The 24178-nt window shown below is 27.0% G+C and carries 24 protein-coding genes; 20 read left to right on the forward strand and 4 right to left on the reverse strand.

The window, feature by feature from the left end; genetic code table 11:
- Positions 1–40 precede the first annotated feature (40 nt).
- From AC2JAQ_RS03395 to AC2JAQ_RS03405, 3 genes are read left to right on the forward strand one after another with little or no spacing between them, the layout of a single operon-like run.
- Positions 41–391, forward strand: coding sequence for a PadR family transcriptional regulator (locus AC2JAQ_RS03395; protein WP_488457906.1), 351 nt, complete (start codon positions 41–43; stop codon positions 389–391).
- A complete protein-coding gene (locus tag AC2JAQ_RS03400; protein ID WP_488457907.1) occupies positions 375–1235 on the forward strand; it encodes a permease prefix domain 1-containing protein in 861 nt (286 codons plus the stop codon). Before AC2JAQ_RS03395 ends, AC2JAQ_RS03400 begins: the two co-directional genes overlap by 17 nt.
- Positions 1236–1265: 30 nt before the next feature.
- Positions 1266–1748, forward strand: coding sequence for a thioredoxin family protein (locus AC2JAQ_RS03405; protein WP_488457908.1), 483 nt, complete (start codon positions 1266–1268; stop codon positions 1746–1748).
- A gap of 18 nt (positions 1749–1766) precedes the next feature.
- Here the strand turns inward: AC2JAQ_RS03405 and AC2JAQ_RS03410 are convergent, their stop codons facing one another.
- A complete protein-coding gene (locus tag AC2JAQ_RS03410) occupies positions 1767–2669 on the reverse strand; it encodes an alpha/beta fold hydrolase (RefSeq protein WP_488457909.1) in 903 nt (300 codons plus the stop codon).
- Between the two features lie 198 nt (positions 2670–2867).
- Here AC2JAQ_RS03410 and AC2JAQ_RS03415 point away from each other — a divergent pair, with 198 nt between their 5' ends.
- The 5 genes from AC2JAQ_RS03415 (at position 2868) to AC2JAQ_RS03435 (ending at position 8352) form a co-directional block, all read left to right on the forward strand.
- A complete protein-coding gene (locus tag AC2JAQ_RS03415) occupies positions 2868–3758 on the forward strand; it encodes an ABC transporter ATP-binding protein (RefSeq protein WP_488457910.1) in 891 nt (296 codons plus the stop codon).
- Position 3759: 1 nt separating this feature from the next.
- On the forward strand, positions 3760–4971 hold the full coding sequence (locus tag AC2JAQ_RS03420) for an ABC transporter permease (RefSeq protein ID WP_488457911.1): 1212 nt from the start codon (positions 3760–3762) through the stop codon (positions 4969–4971).
- Positions 4972–5554: 583 nt separating this feature from the next.
- Complete coding sequence (locus AC2JAQ_RS03425) at positions 5555–6037, forward strand: Lrp/AsnC family transcriptional regulator (protein ID WP_488457912.1); 483 nt, start codon at positions 5555–5557, stop codon at positions 6035–6037.
- On the forward strand, positions 6034–7212 hold the full coding sequence (locus tag AC2JAQ_RS03430) for an aminotransferase class I/II-fold pyridoxal phosphate-dependent enzyme (protein ID WP_488457913.1): 1179 nt from the start codon (positions 6034–6036) through the stop codon (positions 7210–7212). Before AC2JAQ_RS03425 ends, AC2JAQ_RS03430 begins: the two co-directional genes overlap by 4 nt.
- 114 nt (positions 7213–7326) lie before the next feature.
- Complete coding sequence (locus AC2JAQ_RS03435; protein WP_488457914.1) at positions 7327–8352, forward strand: phospholipase C/P1 nuclease family protein; 1026 nt, start codon at positions 7327–7329, stop codon at positions 8350–8352.
- A 56-nt stretch (positions 8353–8408) separates the two neighbouring features.
- On the opposite strand, the gene AC2JAQ_RS03440 is transcribed toward AC2JAQ_RS03435, so the two are convergent.
- Together AC2JAQ_RS03440 and AC2JAQ_RS03445 are read right to left on the reverse strand one after the other, a co-directional pair.
- Positions 8409–8882: a hypothetical protein gene (locus AC2JAQ_RS03440; RefSeq protein ID WP_488457915.1), complete on the reverse strand. Its 474-nt coding sequence runs from the start codon at positions 8880–8882 to the stop codon at positions 8409–8411.
- A gap of 49 nt (positions 8883–8931) precedes the next feature.
- The gene (locus AC2JAQ_RS03445) at positions 8932–10074 is read right to left on the reverse strand and encodes an MGDG synthase family glycosyltransferase (RefSeq protein WP_488457916.1); all 1143 of its coding nucleotides are present in this window, start codon (positions 10072–10074) and stop codon (positions 8932–8934) included.
- A gap of 313 nt (positions 10075–10387) precedes the next feature.
- Between AC2JAQ_RS03445 and AC2JAQ_RS03450 the strand changes: the two genes are divergently transcribed.
- From AC2JAQ_RS03450 to AC2JAQ_RS03460, 3 genes are all read left to right on the forward strand, one after another.
- The gene (locus AC2JAQ_RS03450) at positions 10388–10939 is read left to right on the forward strand and encodes a GNAT family N-acetyltransferase (RefSeq protein ID WP_488457917.1); all 552 of its coding nucleotides are present in this window, start codon (positions 10388–10390) and stop codon (positions 10937–10939) included.
- Positions 10940–10977: 38 nt separating this feature from the next.
- A complete protein-coding gene (locus tag AC2JAQ_RS03455; protein WP_488457918.1) occupies positions 10978–11505 on the forward strand; it encodes a nitroreductase family protein in 528 nt (175 codons plus the stop codon).
- Positions 11506–11635: 130 nt separating this feature from the next.
- The gene (locus tag AC2JAQ_RS03460) at positions 11636–12139 is read left to right on the forward strand and encodes a GNAT family N-acetyltransferase (RefSeq protein ID WP_488457919.1); all 504 of its coding nucleotides are present in this window, start codon (positions 11636–11638) and stop codon (positions 12137–12139) included.
- An 83-nt stretch (positions 12140–12222) separates the two neighbouring features.
- Here the strand turns inward: AC2JAQ_RS03460 and AC2JAQ_RS03465 are convergent, their stop codons facing one another.
- A complete protein-coding gene (locus AC2JAQ_RS03465; RefSeq protein WP_488457920.1) occupies positions 12223–13002 on the reverse strand; it encodes a hypothetical protein in 780 nt (259 codons plus the stop codon).
- A 697-nt stretch (positions 13003–13699) separates the two neighbouring features.
- Between AC2JAQ_RS03465 and AC2JAQ_RS03470 the strand changes: the two genes are divergently transcribed.
- The 9 genes from AC2JAQ_RS03470 to AC2JAQ_RS03510 all read left to right on the forward strand — a co-directional run bounded on the left by AC2JAQ_RS03470 (position 13700) and on the right by AC2JAQ_RS03510 (position 24062).
- Positions 13700–14218, forward strand: a complete 519-nt coding sequence (locus AC2JAQ_RS03470) for an RNA polymerase sigma factor (RefSeq protein WP_488457921.1) — start codon at positions 13700–13702, stop codon at positions 14216–14218.
- A gap of 122 nt (positions 14219–14340) precedes the next feature.
- Positions 14341–15753 carry a DUF4179 domain-containing protein gene (locus AC2JAQ_RS03475; RefSeq protein WP_488457922.1) on the forward strand — a complete coding sequence of 471 codons (1413 nt, stop codon included), beginning with the start codon at positions 14341–14343 and terminating at the stop codon, positions 15751–15753.
- Between the two features lie 379 nt (positions 15754–16132).
- Positions 16133–17335, forward strand: coding sequence for an alanyl-tRNA editing protein (locus tag AC2JAQ_RS03480; RefSeq protein WP_488457923.1), 1203 nt, complete (start codon positions 16133–16135; stop codon positions 17333–17335).
- 117 nt (positions 17336–17452) lie between these two features.
- Positions 17453–18457, forward strand: a complete 1005-nt coding sequence (locus AC2JAQ_RS03485) for a glycosyltransferase family 2 protein (protein ID WP_488457924.1) — start codon at positions 17453–17455, stop codon at positions 18455–18457.
- 175 nt (positions 18458–18632) lie between these two features.
- Complete coding sequence (locus tag AC2JAQ_RS03490) at positions 18633–19808, forward strand: AI-2E family transporter (RefSeq protein ID WP_488457925.1); 1176 nt, start codon at positions 18633–18635, stop codon at positions 19806–19808.
- A 298-nt stretch (positions 19809–20106) separates the two neighbouring features.
- On the forward strand, positions 20107–20949 hold the full coding sequence (gene zupT, locus AC2JAQ_RS03495; RefSeq protein ID WP_488457926.1) for a zinc transporter ZupT: 843 nt from the start codon (positions 20107–20109) through the stop codon (positions 20947–20949).
- Between the two features lie 201 nt (positions 20950–21150).
- A complete protein-coding gene (locus tag AC2JAQ_RS03500) occupies positions 21151–21915 on the forward strand; it encodes a DeoR/GlpR family DNA-binding transcription regulator (protein ID WP_488457927.1) in 765 nt (254 codons plus the stop codon).
- A 73-nt stretch (positions 21916–21988) separates the two neighbouring features.
- A complete protein-coding gene (locus AC2JAQ_RS03505; protein WP_488457928.1) occupies positions 21989–22777 on the forward strand; it encodes an HAD family hydrolase in 789 nt (262 codons plus the stop codon).
- Positions 22778–23264: 487 nt separating this feature from the next.
- Positions 23265–24062 carry a Cof-type HAD-IIB family hydrolase gene (locus AC2JAQ_RS03510; RefSeq protein ID WP_488457929.1) on the forward strand — a complete coding sequence of 266 codons (798 nt, stop codon included), beginning with the start codon at positions 23265–23267 and terminating at the stop codon, positions 24060–24062.
- The last annotated feature ends 116 nt before the right edge of the window (positions 24063–24178 follow it).

Genomic DNA, 24178 nt, shown 5'->3' on the forward strand with positions numbered 1-24178 from the left:
GAGTACTTTATGTTATAATTATTTACAGGAGGAGATAATATTGGAATTAAACAAAGAGATCATAAAAGGTCATATAGAAAGTATAATATTATCACTTTTACAAGAAAGAGATTTATATGGATATGAAATTTCAAAATTAATTAGGGAATATAGTAAGGAAGCTTTTGAAGTAAAAGATGGAACTTTATATGTTGTTTTAAAAAGGCTCGAAAAATCCGGCTTTGTAATTTCGTATTGGGGAGATTGTAAAAGTGGAGGCGGAAGAAGAAAGTATTTTAAAATAACTGATGATGGAATTGATTATGTTCAAGAAAAAAGAATAGAATGGAAGTTTTTAAGAAGTGTTATGAATATATTTTTAGGGGGAGAAGAGAATGAGGGAGATAGATAGTTATATTAATTCCTTATATAAAAATTTTGATAAAAATTCAAAAGAAAATTTAGAAATTAAAGAAGTAATGAGAACTCATTTAATAGAAACTGTAGAAGACTTAAAAAGTAATGGATATGATGAAAAAGAAAGTATTAAAATTGCATTAGAAAGATTTGGTGAGGTTAGTGAAATTAGAGAAGAATTAGAAACTGTTGTGGAAAAGGGGATAAGACCTCTTATATATACAGTAGTAACTTCTTTAATAATACTTTCAGCATTCTTTATTTATTTAACAATAATGAGGTTCGATTTTATAAGATTACCTGCTTTACTTATAGTAGCTATACCAATGTATATAGGAATTAGAGGAGGAGTTTTAATTTATTACAAAAATAGAGGAATTAATTATTATATAAATTGGAGGAAGGAAATATATAAATTTTTATTTTCCACTTATTTTATTTTTTTGATTGGTTGGTATGTTTTCCCTATAGCAATCGAAGGGATTAGTAATATAAATTTTGAATATGATTTAATTCCTTTTTATAGTTTTATAAAAAATATAAATAATGGAATTACTCCAGTATTTATTTTAAAGGGTTTAATAATTAGAGTGATTTTATTTATGCCATTAGGATTCTATCCTATATTTTTAAAAGAAAAATTCAATAATATAATAGGATGTATAGCAATTGGAAGTTTGGTTTATTTTATAATACCTATAATTGAATTTATATTAAATTTTGGAAGAATTTTAGTTCCAGTAATTTATATCGGAATAGATTATTGGATTATAAGTATAATTGGAGTGTTATTAGGATATTTACTATATAAATTAGTGATTAGAAAAGATACAATATAGTTAAAGATGACTAGTGAAGGAGAAAATTATATGTTAGATATGAAAAATGGATTAACTTATGAGGAATATTTAAAAACCGCTACAGATGAAGAAAGAGAAATGATTGAAGAATTTTTTAATAGAGCTGTAGTTAGCGAAGAAAAAATTAATGAGATAAATAGTATTGAAAATAAAGTTGATATAGCTGTATTTTCAATAACTAGATGTAAAGATGCAGCCTCAGCAATTCCTTTTTTAATTAAGTTAAGTGAAAACAATAAGAATATAAACATAAAGTTTTGGGATAGAGAAGGAAATGAGGAGATTTTAGAGGAATTAACAGGTGCTGGAAGGGTACCTTCAATTTTAAAAATAGAAAATGGACAAGTAGTAAAAAGTTATATAGAGTTTCCAAAAGTTTTAGATGAGAAAATAAACAATAATCTAGAAGAAAAAGAAAATTTCGTAAATGATTTGAGAAGTAATAAGTACGATAAAGAAATAGAAAAAGAAATTTTTAATATTATCAAATAAAAGGTCAATTAAGACCTTTTATTTTTTTATGAATTTTATAATATTTTTCAAGTATTCATCAGGTGAATCGGTATGAATAAAATGACCACAATTTTTTATTATAACCAAATTACCTTTTAATGAATTTCTTTTATAATATTCCTTAAAGTTATTGCTCAATATAGGATCAAATTCTCCACATAATAAAAGAGTTTCACAATTTAATTTAGGAATTAGTCCAATTAAATTGTCATACGCATTTTTATCTTCCATAACTTTTTGAAAATGAGTAATACAATATTGCCATCTTTCTTCAATATCAACTTTAGCATTTAAATTTTCTTTTTGCTCTTCAGAATATTCATCAAAAGGTTTTGTATTATAAATTTTAGTTTTAATTTCTTCAGGCATTTCTAATAAAGTGGAAATAAAGCTTTTAGTAGTTTGTATGTCAGTAATCTCGATATTAAGTTTATTGATAAGCTTAAATTTATTTTCTTTTTTTAGATAATTAAGTACTTTAGCTTGAAGTGATTGCATTGAATCTTTAAAGCTAAAAGTTGGATTTTCAAAAATAACTTTTTCTACTAAATTAGGATATTTACTTGCATATAGTAATGAGATAAATCCACCAAAGGAATGACCAAGTAAAATGAGCTTATCTATATTAAAAAAATTTCTTATAGTTTCACAATCATCAACTAACATATCTATAGTACATTCGTCATTAGATTCAAGTTTATCGGAACGTAAAACGCCTCTTTGATCTATTAAGATTACATTTATGTATTCTGATAATTGTGTTGCCATATACTGAAATGTTATGCAACTTGCTCCAGGACCACCGTGTAAGAATAATAATGCTCTGTTATCATTTTTTGTTTTATAAAATCTAGTGTAAATTTTCTTATGGTTATCTGTTTTAACTAATATTTCTTTCATAATAATCTCCATATAAATAGTTATTTTAAATACTTTATATTGAAATTGTAACACAAATTAGGAAAGTACATTCTTACTGATTTTAGTTTTTAAGTAAATATTAAGGTGTAAATGTATTTCAAAAAAACAGAAAAAATGGTAATATTTTAAGTGATACTAAATTTTAACAGATTATTTTAATAAAAAGGGGGACTTCAAGTGAGAGTTGAGGCTCAAAGTATAAGCAAAACCTTTGGTGAAGTACAAGCATTAAAAGATTTAAGTTTTGTAATTGAAAAAGGAAAGGCTTTAGGTCTACTAGGAAGGAATGGAGCTGGGAAAACTACTGCAATAAGAATATTGCTTGGCATACTTCCAAGTGATACAGGAAAAGTTTTGGTTGATAACAAAAAATTAAGCTTTGATCAAAATGCTTTTGGCTATTTACCAGAGGAAAGAGGTCTTTATCTTAAGTACACAGTAAAAAGTCAACTTATGTATTTTGCTTCACTTTATGGAATGAAGAAAAATGATGCTTTAAAAAGCATAGAGCATTGGCTTGAAAAATTTGAAATCAGTGATTACTTAAATAAAAAAGTCGAAACATTATCAAAAGGAAATAAACAGAAGATACAATTAATAGTTGCAGTAATGCATAATCCTGAGGTGATAATATTAGATGAACCATTTAGTGGATTAGATCCTGTAAATGTAGAATTATTTAAAAATGTAATAAGAGAATTATTAGCTGAAGGAAAAACTTTAATTTTTAGTAGCCACAGAATGGCAGATGTTGAAGAGTTTTGTGATGATATCATAATGCTTAAAAAAGGTGAAACAATACTTCAAGGAAATCTTAATAAGATAAAAGAAGAATATGGAATTAAAGGTCTTGTAGTAGAAGGAGAAAAAGAGCTTCAAGACTTCTTAAAAGAGTTAGGATTTGATTCTTTAGAATTTAAAAAAGGAAGCTATAGAATAAACCTTAAAGATTTAGAAAAAGGAAAAGAACTTTTAAGAAAAATCACTAACACAAATTTAGATATAAGAGGTTTTTATTTTGAAAGGCCGTCTTTAAATGATATTTTCATAGAAAGGTTAGGTGATTAATATGAAAAAGTTTTGGAGTATTTTTAGTTTTACCTATAAAGAGACCATTAAAAATAAAGGACTTATAATATCAACAATAATTACTTTAATATTAATGCTTGGATTTTTTAACATGGATAAGATAGTAGGTTTATTTAAAGGTGAGGGATCCAAAGAATTAATAATGGTAAGTACAGAAGCAAATAACAGTTTCTTAAATAAAGACACCTTAGATAGGTTGAATGATGATAATTATGAAATTACCTTAACTAGCAATAGTGGAGAAATAGATAAAGTTAAGAATGAAATTGAAAATGGAAAGTCAGATTATAAGGCTTTACTTGAAATTTCAACAGGACAAGAAGTCACAGGAAAATTATATGTAAATGAGTTACCTAGTGATTCTTTAATGAAGAAGGTTAATACAATTTTAAATGACACTAAGTTTATGTTCTCAATAAAGAAATTTAATTTAACTCCAGATGAGTATGCAAATATAATGACACCAGCTCAACTAGATGTAGTTCAAACAGGAAATGCTTCTCAAGAGAGAATGGTTTTAGTTTATGCACTTGTATTTGGAATCTATATAATAACTCTTACCTTTGGTTCTATGGTTGCTAACTCAGTTATAGAAGAAAAGAGTAATAGAATAATGGAGACATTAATAACAATGGCTAAACCTATGGAGCTTTTCTTTGGTAAGGTATTGGGTGTATGTGCCGTAGGACTTACACAGATAGCTGTATTTTTAGGTTTTGGACTTATAATGCTTAAGACTTCGGGAATAAGTCTAGATGCTATAAGTTCACTAAACCTAAACGCAGGAATAATCTTCGCCTTTGTAGCATACTTCCTTTTAGGATACTTAACATTCTCAATGCTATATGCTGCAGTAGCTTCACTTGCTACAAGTGCTCAGGACGTAAATTCATCAATGGGTGCAATAACTTTAATATTTGTTGGGGTTTTCCTGCTTGCAATGAATTGTATGTTTAATATTGAATCAACATTAGCAAAGGTGTTTAGTTATATTCCATTTGCATCACCTTTAATAATGTTTGAGAGAATAGTTCTATCAAAAGTTACTTTTATGGAAGTTTTAATAACTACTATTATTAATGTTGGATTTATAATTTTAGTTGGGTTCTTTAGTAGTAAATTATACAAAAAAGGAACATTACATTATGGTAAGAAGGCTTCTTTAATAAAAATTTTAAGAGGAAAAGAATAATATATATGTGAGATTATAAAAAAATATTGAAAAAAATATTGAATTTAATAAATTTTATGTATATAATATAGAAAAATGAAAAAAGATTAGAAGCATTGAAAAGAAAGAGTAAATTAAGTGTACTTTTCAGAGAGCTAAAGTTTGGTGTGAATTTAGTAAGAAAGCTTAGTTGAAGCAGTCTTGGAGTTTCTTGTTGAGAACTAAAAGTTGAATCAGAAGATTTAGTGAACTTATCTTAAGTTTTAGGATGAGTTAAACTTTTAATTAGATTAAGACGAGTTCCTCCCGTTAAAGAGGATAGAAATTAATTAATAATTGGAACATAAATTTATTGAATTTTAACCATACTATTAAAGATTTCTAGCTGAGGTGAGTAAATATAATTTACTTATTAGGGTGGTACCGCGAAGTAGTTCCTTCGTCCCTTTTTAGGGATGAGGGAACTTTTTTATTTGTTTTAAAATATTTTTAGTTTATTAATTTTTTAGTTAGACTTCAAGAACTACTTAATTTTATTTGAGATTAGTTAAAAATGAAAAATAGTTTAAATAATAATAAACAATAATAAAGGGGGCATTTTGTCATGGAAGAGATTTTAGAAGTTCTAGAAAAAAACAGTAGACACACAGACAAAGAAATAGCCATTATGACAGGCAAAACAGTTGAGGAAGTTAGAGAGGCTATAAGAGACTTTGAAGAAAGAAGTATAATTGCAGGATATACTACACTTGTAAATTGGGAGAATACTGGGCGAGAAACAGTTACAGCCTTAATAGAGGTTCAAATAACTCCTCAAAGAGGTGTTGGATTTGATAAAGTTGCAGAGAGAATATACCAATTTTCGCAAGTTAAAGCATGCTATTTAATGTCTTCAGGTGGATTTGATTTAACTGTTATTGTTGAGGGAAAAACTATGAGGGAGGTTGCAATGTTTGTTTCAGATAAACTTGCAATTCAAGAATATGTAACAGGAACAGCAACTCACTTTGTACTTAAGAAATATAAAGAGCATGGAACAATATTTAGAGAGAAGAAAACAGATGATAGGGAGATGTTATTTATATGATGCTAGAGAATATGATATTAGATAATGTAAAAAATATGCCGCCTTCAGGTATTAGAAAATATTTTGATTTAATAAATGAAATGGAGGGTGTTATTTCTTTAGGAGTTGGGGAACCTGATTTTGTAACTCCTTGGAATATTAGAGAAGCAGGAATATATTCTCTAGAGCAAGGCCATACTCATTATTCATCAAATGCTGGTTTCATAGAATTAAGGGAAGAAATAGCAAAGTATTTACATAGAAGATTTTCACTTAAATACAATCCAAAAGATGAAATTCTTGTTACTGTTGGAGGAAGTGAGGGTATAGATTTGGCTCTTAGAGCTTTAGTGGGACCTGGGGATGAGGTTATAATACCTGAACCAAGCTTTGTAGCATATAAGGGATGTACAGCTTTTACAGGAGCAACTGCTAAAACAATAAATTTAAGAGCGGAGGATGATTTTAAGTTAACTCCAGAACTTTTAGAAGAGGCTATAACAGAGAAGACAAAGGTTGTAATAGTGCCATTCCCTAACAATCCAACAGGGGCAATAATGAATAGGGAAGAGCTTGCTGCCATTGTTGAAGTTCTAAAAAATAAGGATGTAATAATTATTTCAGACGAAATATATGCAGAATTATCATATGATGAAGATCATGTTTCTATAGCTAGTTTCCCAGAAATTAAGGAAAAAACTATTGTTATAAATGGTTTTTCTAAGGCCTATGCTATGACAGGGTGGAGACTTGGATATGTTTGTGCTCATAAGATTTTAATTGATGCTATGAAAAAAATACATCAATATGCAATAATGTGTTCACCAACAACAGCACAGTATGCTGCTATTGAGGCTCTTAAAAATGGTGATGAAAGCGTAGCTGAGATGGCAAGAGAGTATAACAGAAGAAGAAGAGTTTTAGTTGAAGGTTTTAGAAGTATGGGCTTAGATTGCTTTGAGCCACTAGGAGCTTTATATGTTTTTCCATGTATAAAATCCACTGGAATGAGTTCCGATGAGTTTTGTGAAAAACTTCTTCTTGAGGAGAAAGTACTAGCCGTTCCAGGAAACGCTTTTGGAGAATGTGGGGAAGGTTTCATAAGAGCGTGTTATGCAGCTTCAATGGAAGATATTATGGAAGCTATAAAAAGAATAAGAAGATTTGTTGAAAGAAATAACCTGCAAGGGAAATAGATAATCTTTTTAAATAGGTAGTAAAGGCTTAAATTTGAGCCTTACTACCTTTTTTAACGTTAAATTTTTTTGATTCACAGTGATATAATTACATTAAGATGGGAGGTGACAGTAATGGATAACATGAAAAAGATAGTAAAGAAAATGCCTAAAGTTATGAAAAAATCTTTTAAAAAATCTAACACCCATGATATGTTATTAGAACAAGCAAATAGAATGGTAATTAATGATAATAATTTATATCTTAATAATGAGAGTTTTTCTAAATCTCTTAAATGGTGTATGGATATACTTGAGCTAAACTATAATGTTAGCAAAAGTTTTGGCTGGATTAGGCCATCATATTCTAGAAAACCAGATATAATGATTAGATCAGCACTGACTTTATTCTCCTTCCATTTCTATCATGGAGAGCACAAGGATAATTATTTCGGAAGAATTGGCAAAGGGAAAACTGCAATGTGTAAGTTTATATTCTTTGGTAGAAAAGCTCTAAAATATAGAGATATGGGGAAGAGAAGAAAGTGCATGAAGTATTTAAGTTTTGCTTGTCATTATTTAGCTGATATGAGTGAACCTCATCATGTAACACATCATATTGCGAGACCCAATGATAAAATAATGAGCATATTAAAAAAATTTGATATAAATAGGATAGGAAAAGGATATTTCTCTAATCATCGTAGATTTGAAAATCTTGCTCAAGATTGGATAAAGGGTGATAAAGATGTAACTCTTCTTTTAGACAAAAATAAAGATAAGGATGAGAATATACTTTTAAAAGGGGTGCCTACTCATGGAGAAATTTTTTCATATATACTAAAAGATGAAGGTGATAAAGTATTTAAGGAAGATGACAAACAGAGGGTTTTAGATATATATTATAAAAATAGTAACTTTAGCTTTGATGAATATTGCAAGTATTTAGGCAATGAAAGTTCAGAGTATGCAAAAGAATTAATTCATGATGCTTTTAAGGATGATACAAGAGAACAAGCATTAGCTGCTATTAAGGCGCTTAATATAGCAGAGATTCAATTAGCAAGATTTTTATATTATTTTTGTAATTACAATATTATAGAAGAAAAATTTATTGAACCTAAATTAAAATTCTATAATGTAAGTTTAGGAGTAAACTAAAAATAAAAAAGTCTATATAAACATATTAAATTTTAGTATGTTTATATAGGCTTTATTTATAAATTTATACATAGAACCTTACCATGAAGAGCATTTAATAGTGTTTTCTTTTTTAAATAGTCTAATTTAAAATATAATATAGTGGCTCCTTTTATGTATATTGTTACGAGAAATTTGTTTTTTATTTTTCTAATTTCTATCTTGTGTATATCTTTAAACATATAGTAATTATAACCATAGATTATAGCGTCATCTACTATATAAAAACATATGAATTTATAAGATATAAAAATTAGAATAAGGCAGTAGATTACTGTTACTACTATATTTATTGGAGTTTTACCATGTAAATAAGACATAGCACCAAATAAAAGTATTAGTAGAGACAATAAAAACATTATAATTGAAACAAGACTAACTATCTTTATTGTAACTGTTTTTTTCCCTTTTCTAATTTTTTTTGTTCTATGAAGTAGAATTATATTTATTAATATATATATTCCTATAATAATAAGTGCCAATAGAACCACCCGTATTCTTAGATTTTATTTATAAGTTTACAACAATTTTTTTGTGTAGTCAAAGTTTATTATTTAAGTTTTTCTCTTTTCTTTTATAATACTCATTTATTAAAAACTTACATATATCGTCTGCGGCATTTATATTAGAATTTAGCTTTTGAGATGAGACAATTTCATTATAGAATTTTTTATTTGTAATAAGTTTTTCACAAATAAGTAGTGTTTCATGAAGTGAATGAGATTTAATTCCTAATTTATGCTTGTTGAAAAAATCATAGTTTGCACTTTCAACTCCTGGTATTGGGTTTATCATTATTATAGGTAATGATTTATTTATAGCTTCTGTAGAAGTTAATCCACCAGGTTTAGTAATTAAAATGTCAGCAGAGTCCATTAGTTCATTCATCTTATCTGTAAATTTAAGAACATTAATTCTATTACTTAAATTTCCTATTTCAGAAAAATCATTGTATAAACTTTTATTGTTTCCGCATATAGTTGTTATATTACATTCTTTAAGATGTTTATTAATATAAAGAGTAGTATCTTTAACTGAGCCAGCCCCCATACTGCCACCCATTATCAAAATATGAGGTCTATCTTTTTCAAGTCCCAGATTTATTTTAGCTATTTTTTTTGAAGTATGAACTTTAAATTTAGAGTCAATAGGCAATCCAAAAGATACTAGTTTCGAAGCCTCTAATCCCTTATCTTCAAATTCTTTTATTAAATCTTTATGAGGTAAAAAATAATAGTCTAAATTTGTTTCTTCCCAGAAAGGTGCACAAGTGTAGTCAGTTACAATTGAAGCTGTTAAGGCATTTATTTTATTTTTTTGTTTTAAGTAGCTAAGGCTTTGAGTTGCAAAAATATGTGTTGATATTATTATATCTGGTTGTTCTTCTTCTAAAACAGTTAATATATTATCAGCGTAAAAAGAATTTAGCTTATATATTATGGATTTTTTATTGGAATCACTAATCTTTTCACCGGCATTATAGAGTGCTCCAAATAATTCAGGAACAGATTTAACTATATAAGTATAAGCAGAACATATTTCCTTAGAAACAAGATGACCTGCAAACTCTAAGGAATCTAAACTTATTACAGGTATTTTCATAGAATGTAAACTTTCTTCTAATGATTTACAGGCTGATAAATGTCCACCGCCAGTTTGGGCATAAAAAATTAAAACTTTCATAATTAAACCTCCTTTTTAAGTATCTTTTGATAAATTTTAACAGAAAAATAGGGTTTGGAAATTAAGAAAAGATTAAATTTGTAAATAAAATCTATTGAACTTAATATATATTAAAAAATAAAATACTGCTTTAAATATTATAAAGATTTTTATCAAAAGAGCTTTGAATAAATAAATTATTATTGTTGATAAGGTGTGTTAATGAATTTAGCATGTATACTTGAGTTGTAGCATAAAATTATTAGTTTCATAATGTTTACAAGAAAGAGAAAAGGTGTATAATAAGGTCTATCATAAAAGAGGGGGATATTTTATGAATTTATTAGAAAGCAGTCGGTTAATTTTAAGGTCGTGGAAAGAAAATGATTTAAATGATTTGTATGAATATGCAAGTAGCGAGCTTGTTGGTCCAAATGCAGGATGGCCAGTTCATAAGAGCATAGAAGATAGTAAATTAATATTAGAACATTTTATTAAAAGCGAAGAAGTATATGCTATTGAATTAAAAAATGAAAATAAGGTCATAGGTAGTATAGGACTTCATCATAGAAAATCAGATGAGAGACTAGATGCATTAAACCAAAGAGAAGTTGGATATGTTTTAAATCCTAAATATTGGGGACAAGGAATAATGCCAGAGGCTGTTAAGGTATTAATAGATTATGGATTTAATAACTTAAATTTAGACTTGATTTGGTGTTGTCATTATGAAGAAAATTTAAATTCAAAAAGAGTTTGTGAAAAGAGTGGATTTAAGTATAAATTCACTAAAGAAAAAGTCTTAGAGCTTTTAGATCAAAGAAAAGTTAAAGCTCTTTATTATAATTTATCTAAAGAAGAATATTTAAATTGTAAAGTTAATTAATAAAATATAGGAATAGAGAATTTTTAGGGGGAATAAGTATGCTTGAATTATTAAAAACAAGAAGAAGTGTGAGAAAGTATAAGAATATTGAGGTAGAAAAAGAAAAAATAGAATCAATTTTAAAAGCTGGGCTTTTAGCACCTTCATCTAAAAATAGAAAGCCTTGTGAACTTTTAGTTGTTAAGAACAAAGAAGTACTAGAAAAGCTTTCTAAATGCAGAACTAGGAATGAGAGTATTTTTGTGAAAAATGCAAATTTAGCAATTGTTGTAATGGCTAATACAAAGATTACACCAGATGTATGGATAGAGGACGCTGCTATAACAGCTACTTTAATTCAACTTGAAAGTCACTTTTTAGGATTAGGATCTTGTTGGATTCAGGTTAGAGAAAGAGAATTTGATGAAAATACTTCAACTGAGGATTACATAAAAGCACTTTTAAATATACCATCTGAATATGCTATTGATTCAATCATATCAATTGGATATCCAGATCAACCTTTAAGAGTAAGCAGTGATGAGAATTTGTTAGAAACAAGAGTTCATTTTGAAACTTTCAAGTAAGTTTATTTAATGTGATTTTTAGGAGAGTTTTTATTTTAGGATTGAAATAGAGTTAGCCTAAAAAAGAAACCCAATTAATATATTTTTTTTATAGGGGAAGATTAAGTTAGGAAGTAGGGTGAATTGTTTAATGGATGATTTAAAAATACGTAGATTTGAGCCAAAAGATGGAAGTGAAGTTTCTAAACTGATTGAAAGAAATTTTTTAGAAGTTAATATAAAGGATTATTCCGAAGAAAGTATCAAAAAGCTAGCTTCTCATTATAATGAAAATAAAATTTTGCATATAGCAAAGAATTCACATATGTATGTTGCTGTTTTAAAAAATAAAATAGTTGGTTGTGGTGCAATTTCAAGTTTTTGGGGAAAAGATGATGAAAGCATATTATTAACTATTTTTGTTTTACCTGAATTACATGGTAAAGGAATAGGTAGAAAAATTATAGAGACTTTAGAAAAGGATGAATATTTCTTAAGAGCGAGAAGAATTGAAGTTCCAGCATCAATTACAGCATGCGATTTTTATAAAAAGATGGGATATGATCACAAATATAATCTTAAAGAATTGGACAAAGAAGGACATTATAGACTTGAAAAGTTTAGGTATAGACTTCAATATGATCAAAATTATTAAAATATATTAAAAGCATTATATGGCATAAAGTCATATAATGCTTTTTTTATGAAAAAATAATGATATTTATGTATTATAAATTATTAATTTAAATTTCCAGATTCTATTTTTCCAGTTGATGATATTGTTCCATGATCTATTGTTCCACTACCACCATTTTTTAAAAACTCATAACTACTTACAATAAATGAATAGGTATCTGTTTTTTCATTATAACCAAAGAGATTTACTAAAGTTCCATATTTTAAATTTTTGCTATCAAATTTAGTATCAGAACAGAAGAAAAGACTACTATTTGGATCTTCTTCATAAGATAAATTTTCACCAGAACCTATTGCCTTTACTGGGGTTATATATTGTACATTTCCACCTAATTCTAAATCAGCGATTTTATCAGCTAAGTCTTTTAATGATACTTTAGACTTGTTTTCCTCTCTATTATTTGAATTTGATTTATTATCTTCAGTATTTTCTTGAGAAGAGTTAGAGTTACTATCTTTCTTATCTGAACTATTAGATAAATTATTATTATTATTATTATTATTAGAATCTTTACTACTTGAAGCATTGGATTTAGCATTTTGAGAATCTTTTGTTTCAGTAGACTTTTCTGAATTTTTATCAGAATTTGAAGCTTCTTTGTTAGAAGAATTATTTTCTTCAGTGTTATTATCTTTATTTTGTGAGGCCTCTATAGCATTAGCATTGTCTTTGTTTTCAGTTGAATTAGAATCAGCCTGACTTACTGATTGAGAAGTTTTAGTATTAGCTTCTGTATTATTTGAATTTCCACATCCAGTCAAAACAACACTTGATGCTATTAAAGTTCCTATTATTACACTTATTATTAGTTTTCTTTTCATATTAAACATCTCTTTTCTTTAAGTTTAAAATAAATTTTCCTGTTATTTAAATAGATATTTTCATGCACTTTTAATATGGTTTATAAAAAGCATATTAAGGCTAATTAATATGGTGTAGAAGTATGTCCAATAATTAATAGTGAATTAAGATATTGGTTTAAAGTTTTATATTTTTATTATAAAAAATTAATAATAAACAAACAAGAAATATGTAGACAATATGTTAAATATGAGTAAATACTGTCTGAGTGGTATTTAAAATATTTATAATAATGACTATGTTTTAAGTGAAAGTTCAAATTTTCAATTTGGTATCTTGAACTTATGCAATTGAACATAGTGAGATTGTATTCCTTATAAAAATAAGAAAAAGCTTTTTAACGCTATTATTCTTATGTATATAAAATGAGACTTAATTCAGAGAGAGGTAATGCGAACTCTGAATTTTAGTCGAATTTATCTAAAGCGTAGAAACTCTTGATGACAGCTTGGATAAGCTAGAATCTTAGAGTTACTAGCTATTAGGAGATGCAATACTAACTGCTCATTAAGATGGTCTTACAATCCTATCTAAAAATCAACACTAGTTTAAAACATAGACATAATAAAAATTATTTTTATAGGGAGCATTTTTATTAGTTGAACCATCTAATAAGTATAAAGCTTAGCTAAGTTATTATATTTTAGGAGGAAAGTTGTGGAGTTATTATCATTTTTAGAACATAGAAAAACCTCAATGGTTTCTCAAGTAAAAAAAGGGGACAAAGATGCCTTTCTAAGTCTTATAGATGAAAATAGGTTGAGCATTTATAGGGTTGCTAGAGGAATTTTAAACAATAAGGAAGATATAGAGGATGCACTTCAAAATACCATAATAAAATCTTATGAAAAGATTGGAACTCTAAAAAAGGATGAGTTTTTTAAAACTTGGATAATAAGAATTTTAATAAATGAGTGCAATCTTATATTAAGAAGAAATAAAAAAACTATATTTTTAGATAAGTTAGAAAATCAAGAAGTCTATAGTGATGACTATGAGAATATTGAGTTAACCTCTGTAATTAATTCATTAAATGAAGAGTTAAGGGTGACTACAGTATTATATTATTTTGAGGATATGTCTACAAAGGAGATATCAGAAATGTTAAATGTAGCAGAGGGAACTGTAAGGTCAAGACTTGCTAGAGCGAGAGAAAAACTTAAAAGTTCTATGTAACATAAAAATATTAGAATTGTTTTTTCGAAGCTTAAAAATATTATGGTAAACAATCAATTTTTATAAGATTGATGAAAAATTTTGAAGTTCAATGAACTTAACTTTAATGGAGGGTTTAATTAATGAAAAATATAGATGATTTATTTGATAGGGAAGTTAAAAATAAATTGAAAATGGAAAATAGTAAAATACCAGAGGATATTAATAAGAAAATGGATGAAGCTATTAATAATTTAGGAAAGAGAAAAAGAAATTATAAGAAAGTTTCTGGAATATGTGCTGCCTGTATAGCCGGAACTTTAATTTTTGGAGTAACAATGCCAACCTATGCACAAAATATTCTTGTAATAGGAAAGATATTTGAAATGTTTAATGACGTAAGATATGAAAATTATGATAAATATGCTTCTGATTTAAATGTAACTAAAGAGTGTAATGGGTATAGAGTAACAATAAATAAAATTGTTTATGACAGCCTATATTTAGATGTTTTTTATACTATTCAAGCTGATAAACCTCTAGAAAAGGGATTAGATTTAGTTGATGTTACGCTTAAAGTTAATGATAAATGGTTAAACTCTGGATTCAGTGGGGGTCCAAGAAAGATAGATGATTTCACATATGTTGGTGAGAGAAGTTATTCTGTAGCAACTCAAAGGCTTGCTCCTAAGGAATTAAAGGAAAATATGCTAGGGGGAGATATAGAAATTCCTGATAATTTTAATTTAAGTATTGATATAAATAGCCTTGGAACTATTACCGAAGATGTTATGGTAGAAGGAAAGTGGAATTTTAATATACCTGTAAGTAATGAGTTAGTTAAAGAAAATATAAAGGAACAAGACCTTAATATAAACTTAGGAAAAGATTTAAATGGTGCAACATTAACTAAATTGATACAAACTCCTATAAATACAGTTTTACAAGTTGTAGAAACAAAAGAGCCATATGATTATAGCACTTTAAGTTTTGTTATTTTTGATGATAAAGGGAAAAATTTACTTCCAAAAGGGGGCCGCGGAATTGGAGACAGTGATGAAAATGGAAACTCTAAAATATTTAGCACTTTCAATCTTAAAGAGGTTGATGAGGATTGTGAGAGTCTAACAATTATTCCATATATACAAAGAGATGATATGAATGAGGAAACTTCTTCTGGTGAAGTTACTTTTCCAAAGAAGCTTAAAACAGAGTTAAACTTAACTGGAGAAAGTGAAGTGAAATTAGATAATGGAGAAGTTTATTCTAAGGTTAATAAAATAGAAAGTAATGGAGATACAACTAAGGTATATTATGAATCAAAGTATTCAATATATGGAGCACCAAGCTATATTATAGATAATGAAACAGGAGAAAAAATTAAACCTATAGGAGAGACAGAAAGCATATACGCTTATAATATTAAACAGGTAGAAGGAGAACAGTTTGTTATAGAATTTCCTAAGGCATTATCAGGTGATAACTATACTGTTGTATTTTTAGATCAAAGCTACTATGAGAGAGCAGGAGATGCTATTAAAATAAATTTAAAATAGTTTTTATAAGAGTAAAGCTATAATTTTTCTAATATTTTTAGAGAAATTATGGCTTTTATTTATTTTACAAATTAATATAATTATTAAAATTCTTTTTGAATTTTGTAAGTTTTAATTTAGTAAATAAATGATATAATTTATTTTAGAGTTTAATTTAAATAAGAGAGGTTTCTAAAATATTTTAAGGAACTTAAAATTAAAAATATATTTTAGTGCTTTAGCCTTTAAAAGTTGAGTAATACGATGGCATTATCAATATATGATTTATGCTATTATGTATTTAAAATTGTAAAATTTAGAGGTAATTTTATGTGTTAGAAAATATGTTTAAGTTAGAACTCATCTATTATTAAAGAAGTAATCGAGGTGTAAAGATAAAATGATAAAGCTTTATTATGAAAATCAGTACATAAAAGACTTTAAAGCAGAAATTCTTGAAGTTAAAGAGGTAGATGGAAAATTTCATGTTGTCTTAGATCAAACAGCCTTCTTTCCAGGTGGGGGTGGCCAACCAGGTGATTTAGGGCTTATTGGAGGAATTAAGGTTCTTGATGTTTATGAAGAAGATGGAAAAGTATATCATATTCTTGAGAAAGAACCTAAAAATTTGAAAAACTTACAATGTGAATTAGACTGGGAAAGAAGATTAGATGGAATGCAACAACATTTAGGTCAACATCTTCTTTCAGGTTGTTTTTACGATTTATTTGGAGCAAACACTTGTGGGTTCCATTTAGGTAAAGAAATAAGCACAGTTGATATTGTAGGTTTTTTAGATGAGAAGACAATAAGAGAAGCGGAAAAAGAAGCCAATAGATTAATATTTGAAAGTTTAGAGGTTAAGAGTTACGCTCCAACTAAAAAAGAGCTTAAAAAGATTAAAACAAGAAGAGATTTACCTAAAACAGATGAGGAAATTAGAATTGTTGAAATAGTAGGATTAGATTTAAATGCTTGTTGTGGAGTTCATCCAAGCAATACAAGAGAGCTTCAAGTCATAAAAATAAGAAGATGGGAAAAGCATAAAAATGCTACAAGAATAGAGTATGTAGCTGGAAAGAGAGCTGTTTCTGATTTCTTTATGAAAGATGAAATCATAGGTGAAATATGTAAACTTCTAAAATCAGGAGAAGGCGATACATTAAATGCTGTTAAAAATCTTTTAGATAATAATAGAAATCTTTCAGATGAAAATAGAAAGATTAAAGCTGAAATAGGTGATTATAAAATAAAAGAAATGTTAAGTAAGTCAGAGAGAATTGGTGATATTACTTTAGTTAATGAAATTTTTGAAGGTGATGATACTAAACACATAGGAAAACTGGCAAATAAAATAACTGAAGAATATAATTCTATAGTTTTATTTGCAGTAAAAAATGGTGATAGAGTAAACCTGATTTTTAATAGTTCAAGAGATATTAAAAAGGTTAATATGAATGATATTTTAAAAGACACAATAACTTTAATTGATGGAAGAGGGGGCGGAAATCAATTTGCAGCTCAAGGTGGAGGAAAAAATAATGGAAACACAGAAGTTGCGATTGATTATGCTAATAATAAGATAAGAAATATTTTAATTTAATAATTTAGACTCCTTATATAATCGTGTAAAAGGTATTAATAAAAATAGAAATAGGGGTAAAAGTAGTTCAAAAAGATTAATAGACATAATTTAAGACTGTAATGGAGTTGAAGAAAGATGACAGTAATGAGGGATAAGTTTTTAAGTATAATAATTCCTGCGTACAATTCAGAAAAATATATAGAGAAAAACCTTATGTTTTTAGAGAGACAGACATCAAATAACTTTGAGGTTATAGTTGTTGATGATGGATCAACAGATAATACTTGTGAAGTTAGTGAGACATGTTTAGAGAAATTTAAAATAGATCATAGAGTTATTAGATGTGAAGAAAATAGTGGGCAAAGTGTTGCTAGAAACATTGGAATTAAGTATTCAAGAGGAAAGTATCTTTTGTTTTTAGATTCAGACGACTTTGCAGAGAATAACTTAGTTCAAATTTTAGAAAGAAATCTTTTTAATGAACCTGATATAGTATTTTTTGACCATAAAAGGATAAAAGAAGATGACAGTATAAATGTAAGTAGAGAACAGAGTTTTGAGTTTGGAAAAGAAAAGTCAGGTAAAGATGTTTTTTATGCTTATAAGGATAATAAAATAAGACTTTGGACCGGAAGTCTTATTTATAATAAAGAGTTTTTAGAGAGGAATAATCTTAGATTTTTAGAAGGAGCTCATGGTGCAGAAGATTTAAACTTTATATTTAAAGCACTTTTAAGTTCAGAAAAAGTTAGAGGAATAGAAGATAGTTTGGTTTTCTATTATCAAAGAGCGGATTCTTTAACAAATAATCCTGATATATACAAGAATATAACAGTAATAAAATCAATGGATGATGTAGCTAAGTTTATTGAAGAAAGAAAATTAGAGAGAAATTTAAAAGATATTATAGTAAAAGAGTTTACAGTTGAGCATATAATGTATCAAATATTAGGATTTTTAAATAGTAAAACAAAGGAAGATACTTTAAAAGTACTTAGAGATGAGAGTGTAAAAAAAGCTTTAAAGAGGGCAACCTTGAGAACAAATAGATATGGAAAAAGCATGTATGTGTATATGAAATTAGCTGCTTATTCACCAAGTTTATTTGTAAAAATGTATTTAAAGCGTACGGGAAAATAGGTTTTTAGTACATATATAAATTTTAAAACATGATTTAGAAAAAATAAAATTTTAATATTATATTAACAAATAGTTAACAATGTGATATATTTAAAAAAATAGATAAATTTTCAATATACAACAATTTGGCTTTTATAAGAAAATATAATAAGACCTTAGATAAGGGAGTGATTACGTGTTTTATAATGATAAAAAGTTAAAAGGAGCTTTAATTGTCGTTACTTATGGTATAGTTTTAGCTTTTATATTTATGAAATATTCCACAATTTTTGGTGGTTTAGGATATATTACAAATCTTGTAAGACCACTAATTTTAGGTATAGCAATAGCCTTTATTTTAAACATACCTATGAAATTTTTCGAGAGAAAATTATTTAAGAAATTAGATAATAGTAAAAAATCGTGGGTTAGGAATGCTAAAAGACCTTTAGCCATTACAGTCACAATAATAGTTTTAGTAAGTGCTATAACTGCAATAATATTATTTGTTGTACCTGAAATTACTTCAAGCATTATTAAACTTACAAATAGTATTCCAGGTTATTTAAAATCATTTGAAATTAGTATGAGTAGTTATGCGGATTCAACAGTGATTTTAAGTAAGGTGTGGGATCAAGTTATGAATGCTTGGCAAGAAATATTAAAAACAGTTACTCATTTGTTTGGTGGACTTGCCTCTTATATTGTTAGTATAACAGTTGATGTAACAACAGCCATTATTGATTTTTGTTTAGCCTTTGTATTAGCAATATATATGCTTTCAAGCAAAGAAAAATTAATATGCCAACTTAAAAAAGTTATGTATGCATATCTTAAAGGAGATATTGCAGATAAGATATTAGGAGTTGGACAAACTATTAATAAAGTATTCTCAGGTTTTATTATTGGACAATGTACTGAGGCCTTAATTATAGGAACGTTATGTTTCCTAGGTATGTCAATATTAAGAATACCATATGCTTTCCTAATAAGTGTTCTTGTTGGTACAACAAGTTTAATACCTATTTTAGGAGCATTTATAGGAACAATTCCTTCATTCTTCTTAATACTTATAATAAGCCCAATTAAAGCAATATGGTTTATTATTTTTATACTTGTACTTCAAAGAATTGAAGGAGATTTAATCTATCCAAGAGTTGTAGGTGGATCAGTAGGATTATCATCTCTATGGGTTTTACTTGCAATTATGATTGGTGGTAGTGCCTTTGGATTTATTGGAATGTTAGTAGGAGTTCCAACAGTAGCTGTTATATACTGTGTATTTGGAAGCGTTACTAATAATAGGTTAAATAAAAAAGGCATTAAAATAGATGAAGATAAAATACAAGATAGTGGAAAGATTCATGTTTAATAAATTCTAAATCTGTAAATTGAATAATTAAAAATATAAGATAAAAAGATGTTATAGGCTGAAATGCTATGACATCTTTTATTTTTTATAATAATTTCTATTTGGATGGTTAGATCTAGATTAAAGCATTAATATTTTTTATAGAGTTAATATATAATTAGCATATAGTATTTTAAAGAGAAATGAGAGGAGTTTTAACATAAAACTTTTATAAAATAATAGGATTATATAGACAAATGGTAAATTATAAAATATAATTGATAATAATTATCAGTTGATTATGGAAGGGGGAAGAGAAATGAATAATATACTTTTAGCTTTTTTATTAACTTTATTAGCTGGTTTAGCTACTGGAATAGGAAGTTGTATAGCATTTTTTGCAAAAAAAACAAATAAAAAATTTCTTTGTATAAGTCTTGGCTTTTCTGCTGGTGTTATGATTTACGTTTCTATGATAGAAATATTTCAAGAGGCAAAAAACTCACTTATTGGAGCTATGGGGCTTAAAGCTGGTAGTTTAGTTACTGTTATTTCATTTTTTGTAGGAATAGCAATAATTGCTTTAATAGATAAGTTTGTACCTGAAGAAGAAAATCCCCATGAGGCAAGAAGTATTGAGGATATAGATGAAGGTAATGTAGCTTCAAATTTAATATATGAGGATTCTAAAAATGAATCTTTTAAAGATAAAGCTCTTATGAGAACAGGGTTAGTTACAGCTTTAGCAATAGCTATACACAACTTCCCAGAAGGATTAGCTACTTTTGTTTCAGCACTTAATGGAGCAAGTTTAGCTATTCCAATAACAATCGCAATAGCAATACACAATATACCAGAAGGAATATCAGTTTCGGTACCTATTTACTATGCTACTGGCGATAAAAAGAAAGCTTTTCTATATTCCTTTCTATCAGGAATGTCTGAACCAGTAGGTGCCATAATAGGATATACATTACTTAGAAATATTTTTAATGACATGACTTTAGGAATATTATTGGCTGCAGTGGCTGGAATAATGGTGTTTATATCTTTAGATGAATTATTACCAACAGCAAGGAAATATGGAGAGCATCATCTTTCAATATATGGACTAGTTGCAGGAATGATTGTTATGGCAGTTAGTTTATTATTATTTTTATAGTTAAAATAAAACTTCTATTGAAATAAATAATTATTTCAATAGAAGTTTTTTATTAATTCTTATTGATTCATACAAAATAATAACATATAATAATAAATAAGAAGAACAAACAATAATAAATAATAATAAATGATAAAAAGTGATTTAATTGAGAGATTTATATAAATTGGAGTTTAATTAGGTTAAAAGGAGAATAAGATTATGTTCATGGAGGAACGATTAGAGGAAACTCTAAGAATACTAAAAAGAGATGGAAAAGTTTTTGTTAAAGATTTAAGTGAGAGATTTGATGTTACTGAAGGAATGATTAGAAAAGATCTTCAAAAACTTGAACAAGAAGGATTACTTAAAAGGACTTATGGTGGAGCTATATTAGAAAGACAAACTATTCATGATGATAGTATTATGCCTAGACTTATGAAAAATCTAGGAGAAAAAGATATTATAGCAAAACTTGCTTTAAATGAGATTAAAGATGGAGATTTTATATTTTTAGATGCATCCACTACAAACTACTCAATTGCCAATATGCTTTTAAATACTAAAAAGCATGTAATTGTAGTAACAAATATGAATAGAATAGCAATACTTTTTGATTCACATCCTTCCATAGATGTTATATGCATAGGTGGTATATATAATAAAAGTTTAGGGGGAACTATAGGTGGTAAAGCTGTTGAAGATGTTAAAAGTTATAGATTCCATAAAGCATTTGTAGGTGTTGGAGGAATAAATTTAGTAGAAGGCTTTATAAGTAATTTTAATTTAGAAGAAGCCAGCATGAAAAATGCTATAATTAAATCTAGCTTAAAAACTTATTTAGTTGCAGAAAATGAAAAATTTTATACAGATGGTGTTTGTAGTTTTGCAAAATGTGAAGATATAGACTTTATAATAAGTGATAAAAAACCAAATGAAGATATTTTAAAATTACTAGAAGAGAGAGAAATATCTATAATATATTAATCTTTATTTTTTATATTTAATTTAGCATTAGAAAATTATAGTTTATACTTTTTTTACTTAGGAGGATATATATATGATAAAATTTATAGCAACAGATATGGATGGAACTTTATTAAATAGTAAGAAGGAATTAAGCCCAGAATTTTATGAAGTTTTTGAGGAACTAAAGAAGAGAGATATACTTTTTGCAGCAGCCAGTGGAAGACAATATTATACTCTAGCTAAGGAGTTTGACAAGATAAAAGAGGACATGCTGTTTATAGCTGAAAATGGAACTTTTGTAGTTTATAAAGGAAAAGAACTTGTGGTTAATGGATTAGATAGAGAAGTAGCTAATGAACTTATAAGAATAGGAAGAACCATAGAAAATGCAGATGTTGTTTTATGTGGTAAAAATTCAGCTTATGTTGAATCTGATGATGAGAGATTCTTAGGTGAAGTTAGAAAATACTATGAAAGATGTAAAATAGTAGAAGACTTAGAAAAAGTTGATGATACAGTTTTAAAGGTTACTATGTGTGATTTTAATGGATCAGAGAAAAATAGCCATAAATATTTTAAAAAGTATGAGAATGATCTTCAGGTAGCAATAGCAGGAGATATATGGCTTGATATAACTGCTGGTGGAGTTAATAAGGGAGTTGCCATAAAAGAAATTCAAGAACTTTTAAATATAGGATTTGATGAGACTATGGTATTTGGAGATTACTTAAATGACTTAGAAATGATGAAAAGTGCATATTATAGTTATGCCATGGAAAATGCTCATGAGGACTTAAAGAAGGTTTCAAGATTCATAACTGAGAAGAATAATGATGAAGATGGAGTAATGTACCAAATTAAAGAGGTTGTTGGACTTTAGTTAGAAGTATTATCTGAAAAGTTCATTACTTTTAGATTAAACTTTATTGAATTATTAGAACTTTTGATTTATAAGTATTGGCTAATAATATTTCATCATATAAAGTATTAGTTGTTAAGTATATAGAAAATTATTAAAAGAGAATATTGATATATTTTATAAAATATAGATAATCATTTAAATATAATATTATATAAAATGATATTAAAAATATAAATATACAAAAAAAGTAATATTTTCAATAGATATTAAATTATTTAAAAAAAGTGCTATTTAACAAGAAAAATAGCATTTTTTTTATTTAAAGCACTTTTATTGTGATATAAATGAGTTTTGATAAGATGAACAAAATATTAAAAATGATATAATATAATTTGCTTGATTTTTATTTGGAGTGGGTAACCAAATAACAAGAACTTGGGAAAAGCTTGTAGATACCTGATATATGCTAAATGCATATATCTTTTTTACTTAGGAGGAAATGAAGATGAATAAGAAGAATATAAGATTTATTGCATCTGATATGGATGGAACATTATTAAATAGTAATAAGGAGTTAAGCAAAGACTTTTATGATGTTTTTAATGAGCTTAAAAAAAGAGATATACTTTTTGCAGCAGCTAGTGGAAGACAATACTATAATTTAATTAAAAAGTTCTCGGATATAAAAGAAGAAATGTTATTTATATCTGAAAATGGTACTTTTGTTGTTTACAAAGGAAAAGAAATTGTGGTAAATGAGCTAGATAGAGAAATGGCAAACGAGCTTATTAAGATTGGAAAAACTATAGAAAATGCTCATGTTGTTTTGTGTGGAAAAAAATCAGCTTATGTTGATTGTGATGATGAGAAATTTTTAGTAGAAGTAAGAAAGTATTATGATAGATTTGAAATAGTAGAAGATTTAGAAAAAGTTGATGATACAATCTTAAAAGTTACTATGTGTGATTTTGAAGGAGCAGAAAATAATAGCTTAAATTATTTTGATAAATATAAGGACAAGCTTCAAGTAACTGTAGCTGCTTATTTATGGTTAGATATAATGGCAAATGGAGTTAATAAAGGGGCTGCAATAAGAAAAATACAAAATCTACTAGATATTAAATTTGAAGAAACTATGGTTTTTGGAGATTATTTAAATGATTTAGAAATGATGGATAGTGCATATCATAGTTATGCTATGGAAAATGCTCATGAAAAATTAAAAAAGGTTTCAAGATTTATAGCTAAGAGCAATGATGAAGATGGAGTTATGCACCAAATTAAAGAAGTTGTAGGATTATAGAATTGAATAGTAATTTTTAATAATATGGAGAGAATCATAATGGTTTGTTGTGATTCTCTTTTTATATTTAATTTAAAGCTATGTGTGAAGGACTAGTTAAAAATCATATTTACCTA

The organism is Clostridium sp. LIBA-8553, from assembly GCF_057782465.1.

Bases quoted from the DNA above. Each gene is read 5' to 3' on its own strand.
- AC2JAQ_RS03400 (WP_488457907.1), top strand. From the start codon at position 375: ATGAGGGAGATAGATAGTTATATTAATTCCTTATATAAAAATTTTGAT.
- AC2JAQ_RS03405 (WP_488457908.1), top strand. From the start codon at position 1,266: ATGTTAGATATGAAAAATGGATTAACTTATGAGGAATATTTAAAAACC.
- AC2JAQ_RS03410 (WP_488457909.1), bottom strand. From the start codon at position 2,669: ATGAAAGAAATATTAGTTAAAACAGATAACCATAAGAAAATTTACACT.
- AC2JAQ_RS03420 (WP_488457911.1), top strand. From the start codon at position 3,760: ATGAAAAAGTTTTGGAGTATTTTTAGTTTTACCTATAAAGAGACCATT.
- AC2JAQ_RS03425 (WP_488457912.1), top strand. From the start codon at position 5,555: ATGGAAGAGATTTTAGAAGTTCTAGAAAAAAACAGTAGACACACAGAC.
- AC2JAQ_RS03430 (WP_488457913.1), top strand. From the start codon at position 6,034: ATGATGCTAGAGAATATGATATTAGATAATGTAAAAAATATGCCGCCT.
- AC2JAQ_RS03435 (WP_488457914.1), top strand. From the start codon at position 7,327: ATGGATAACATGAAAAAGATAGTAAAGAAAATGCCTAAAGTTATGAAA.
- AC2JAQ_RS03445 (WP_488457916.1), bottom strand. From the start codon at position 10,074: ATGAAAGTTTTAATTTTTTATGCCCAAACTGGCGGTGGACATTTATCA.
- AC2JAQ_RS03450 (WP_488457917.1), top strand. From the start codon at position 10,388: ATGAATTTATTAGAAAGCAGTCGGTTAATTTTAAGGTCGTGGAAAGAA.
- AC2JAQ_RS03455 (WP_488457918.1), top strand. From the start codon at position 10,978: ATGCTTGAATTATTAAAAACAAGAAGAAGTGTGAGAAAGTATAAGAAT.
- AC2JAQ_RS03460 (WP_488457919.1), top strand. From the start codon at position 11,636: ATGGATGATTTAAAAATACGTAGATTTGAGCCAAAAGATGGAAGTGAA.
- AC2JAQ_RS03465 (WP_488457920.1), bottom strand. From the start codon at position 13,002: ATGAAAAGAAAACTAATAATAAGTGTAATAATAGGAACTTTAATAGCA.
- AC2JAQ_RS03475 (WP_488457922.1), top strand. From the start codon at position 14,341: ATGAAAAATATAGATGATTTATTTGATAGGGAAGTTAAAAATAAATTG.
- AC2JAQ_RS03480 (WP_488457923.1), top strand. From the start codon at position 16,133: ATGATAAAGCTTTATTATGAAAATCAGTACATAAAAGACTTTAAAGCA.
- AC2JAQ_RS03485 (WP_488457924.1), top strand. From the start codon at position 17,453: ATGACAGTAATGAGGGATAAGTTTTTAAGTATAATAATTCCTGCGTAC.
- zupT (WP_488457926.1), top strand. From the start codon at position 20,107: ATGAATAATATACTTTTAGCTTTTTTATTAACTTTATTAGCTGGTTTA.
- AC2JAQ_RS03500 (WP_488457927.1), top strand. From the start codon at position 21,151: ATGTTCATGGAGGAACGATTAGAGGAAACTCTAAGAATACTAAAAAGA.
- AC2JAQ_RS03505 (WP_488457928.1), top strand. From the start codon at position 21,989: ATGATAAAATTTATAGCAACAGATATGGATGGAACTTTATTAAATAGT.
- AC2JAQ_RS03510 (WP_488457929.1), top strand. From the start codon at position 23,265: ATGAATAAGAAGAATATAAGATTTATTGCATCTGATATGGATGGAACA.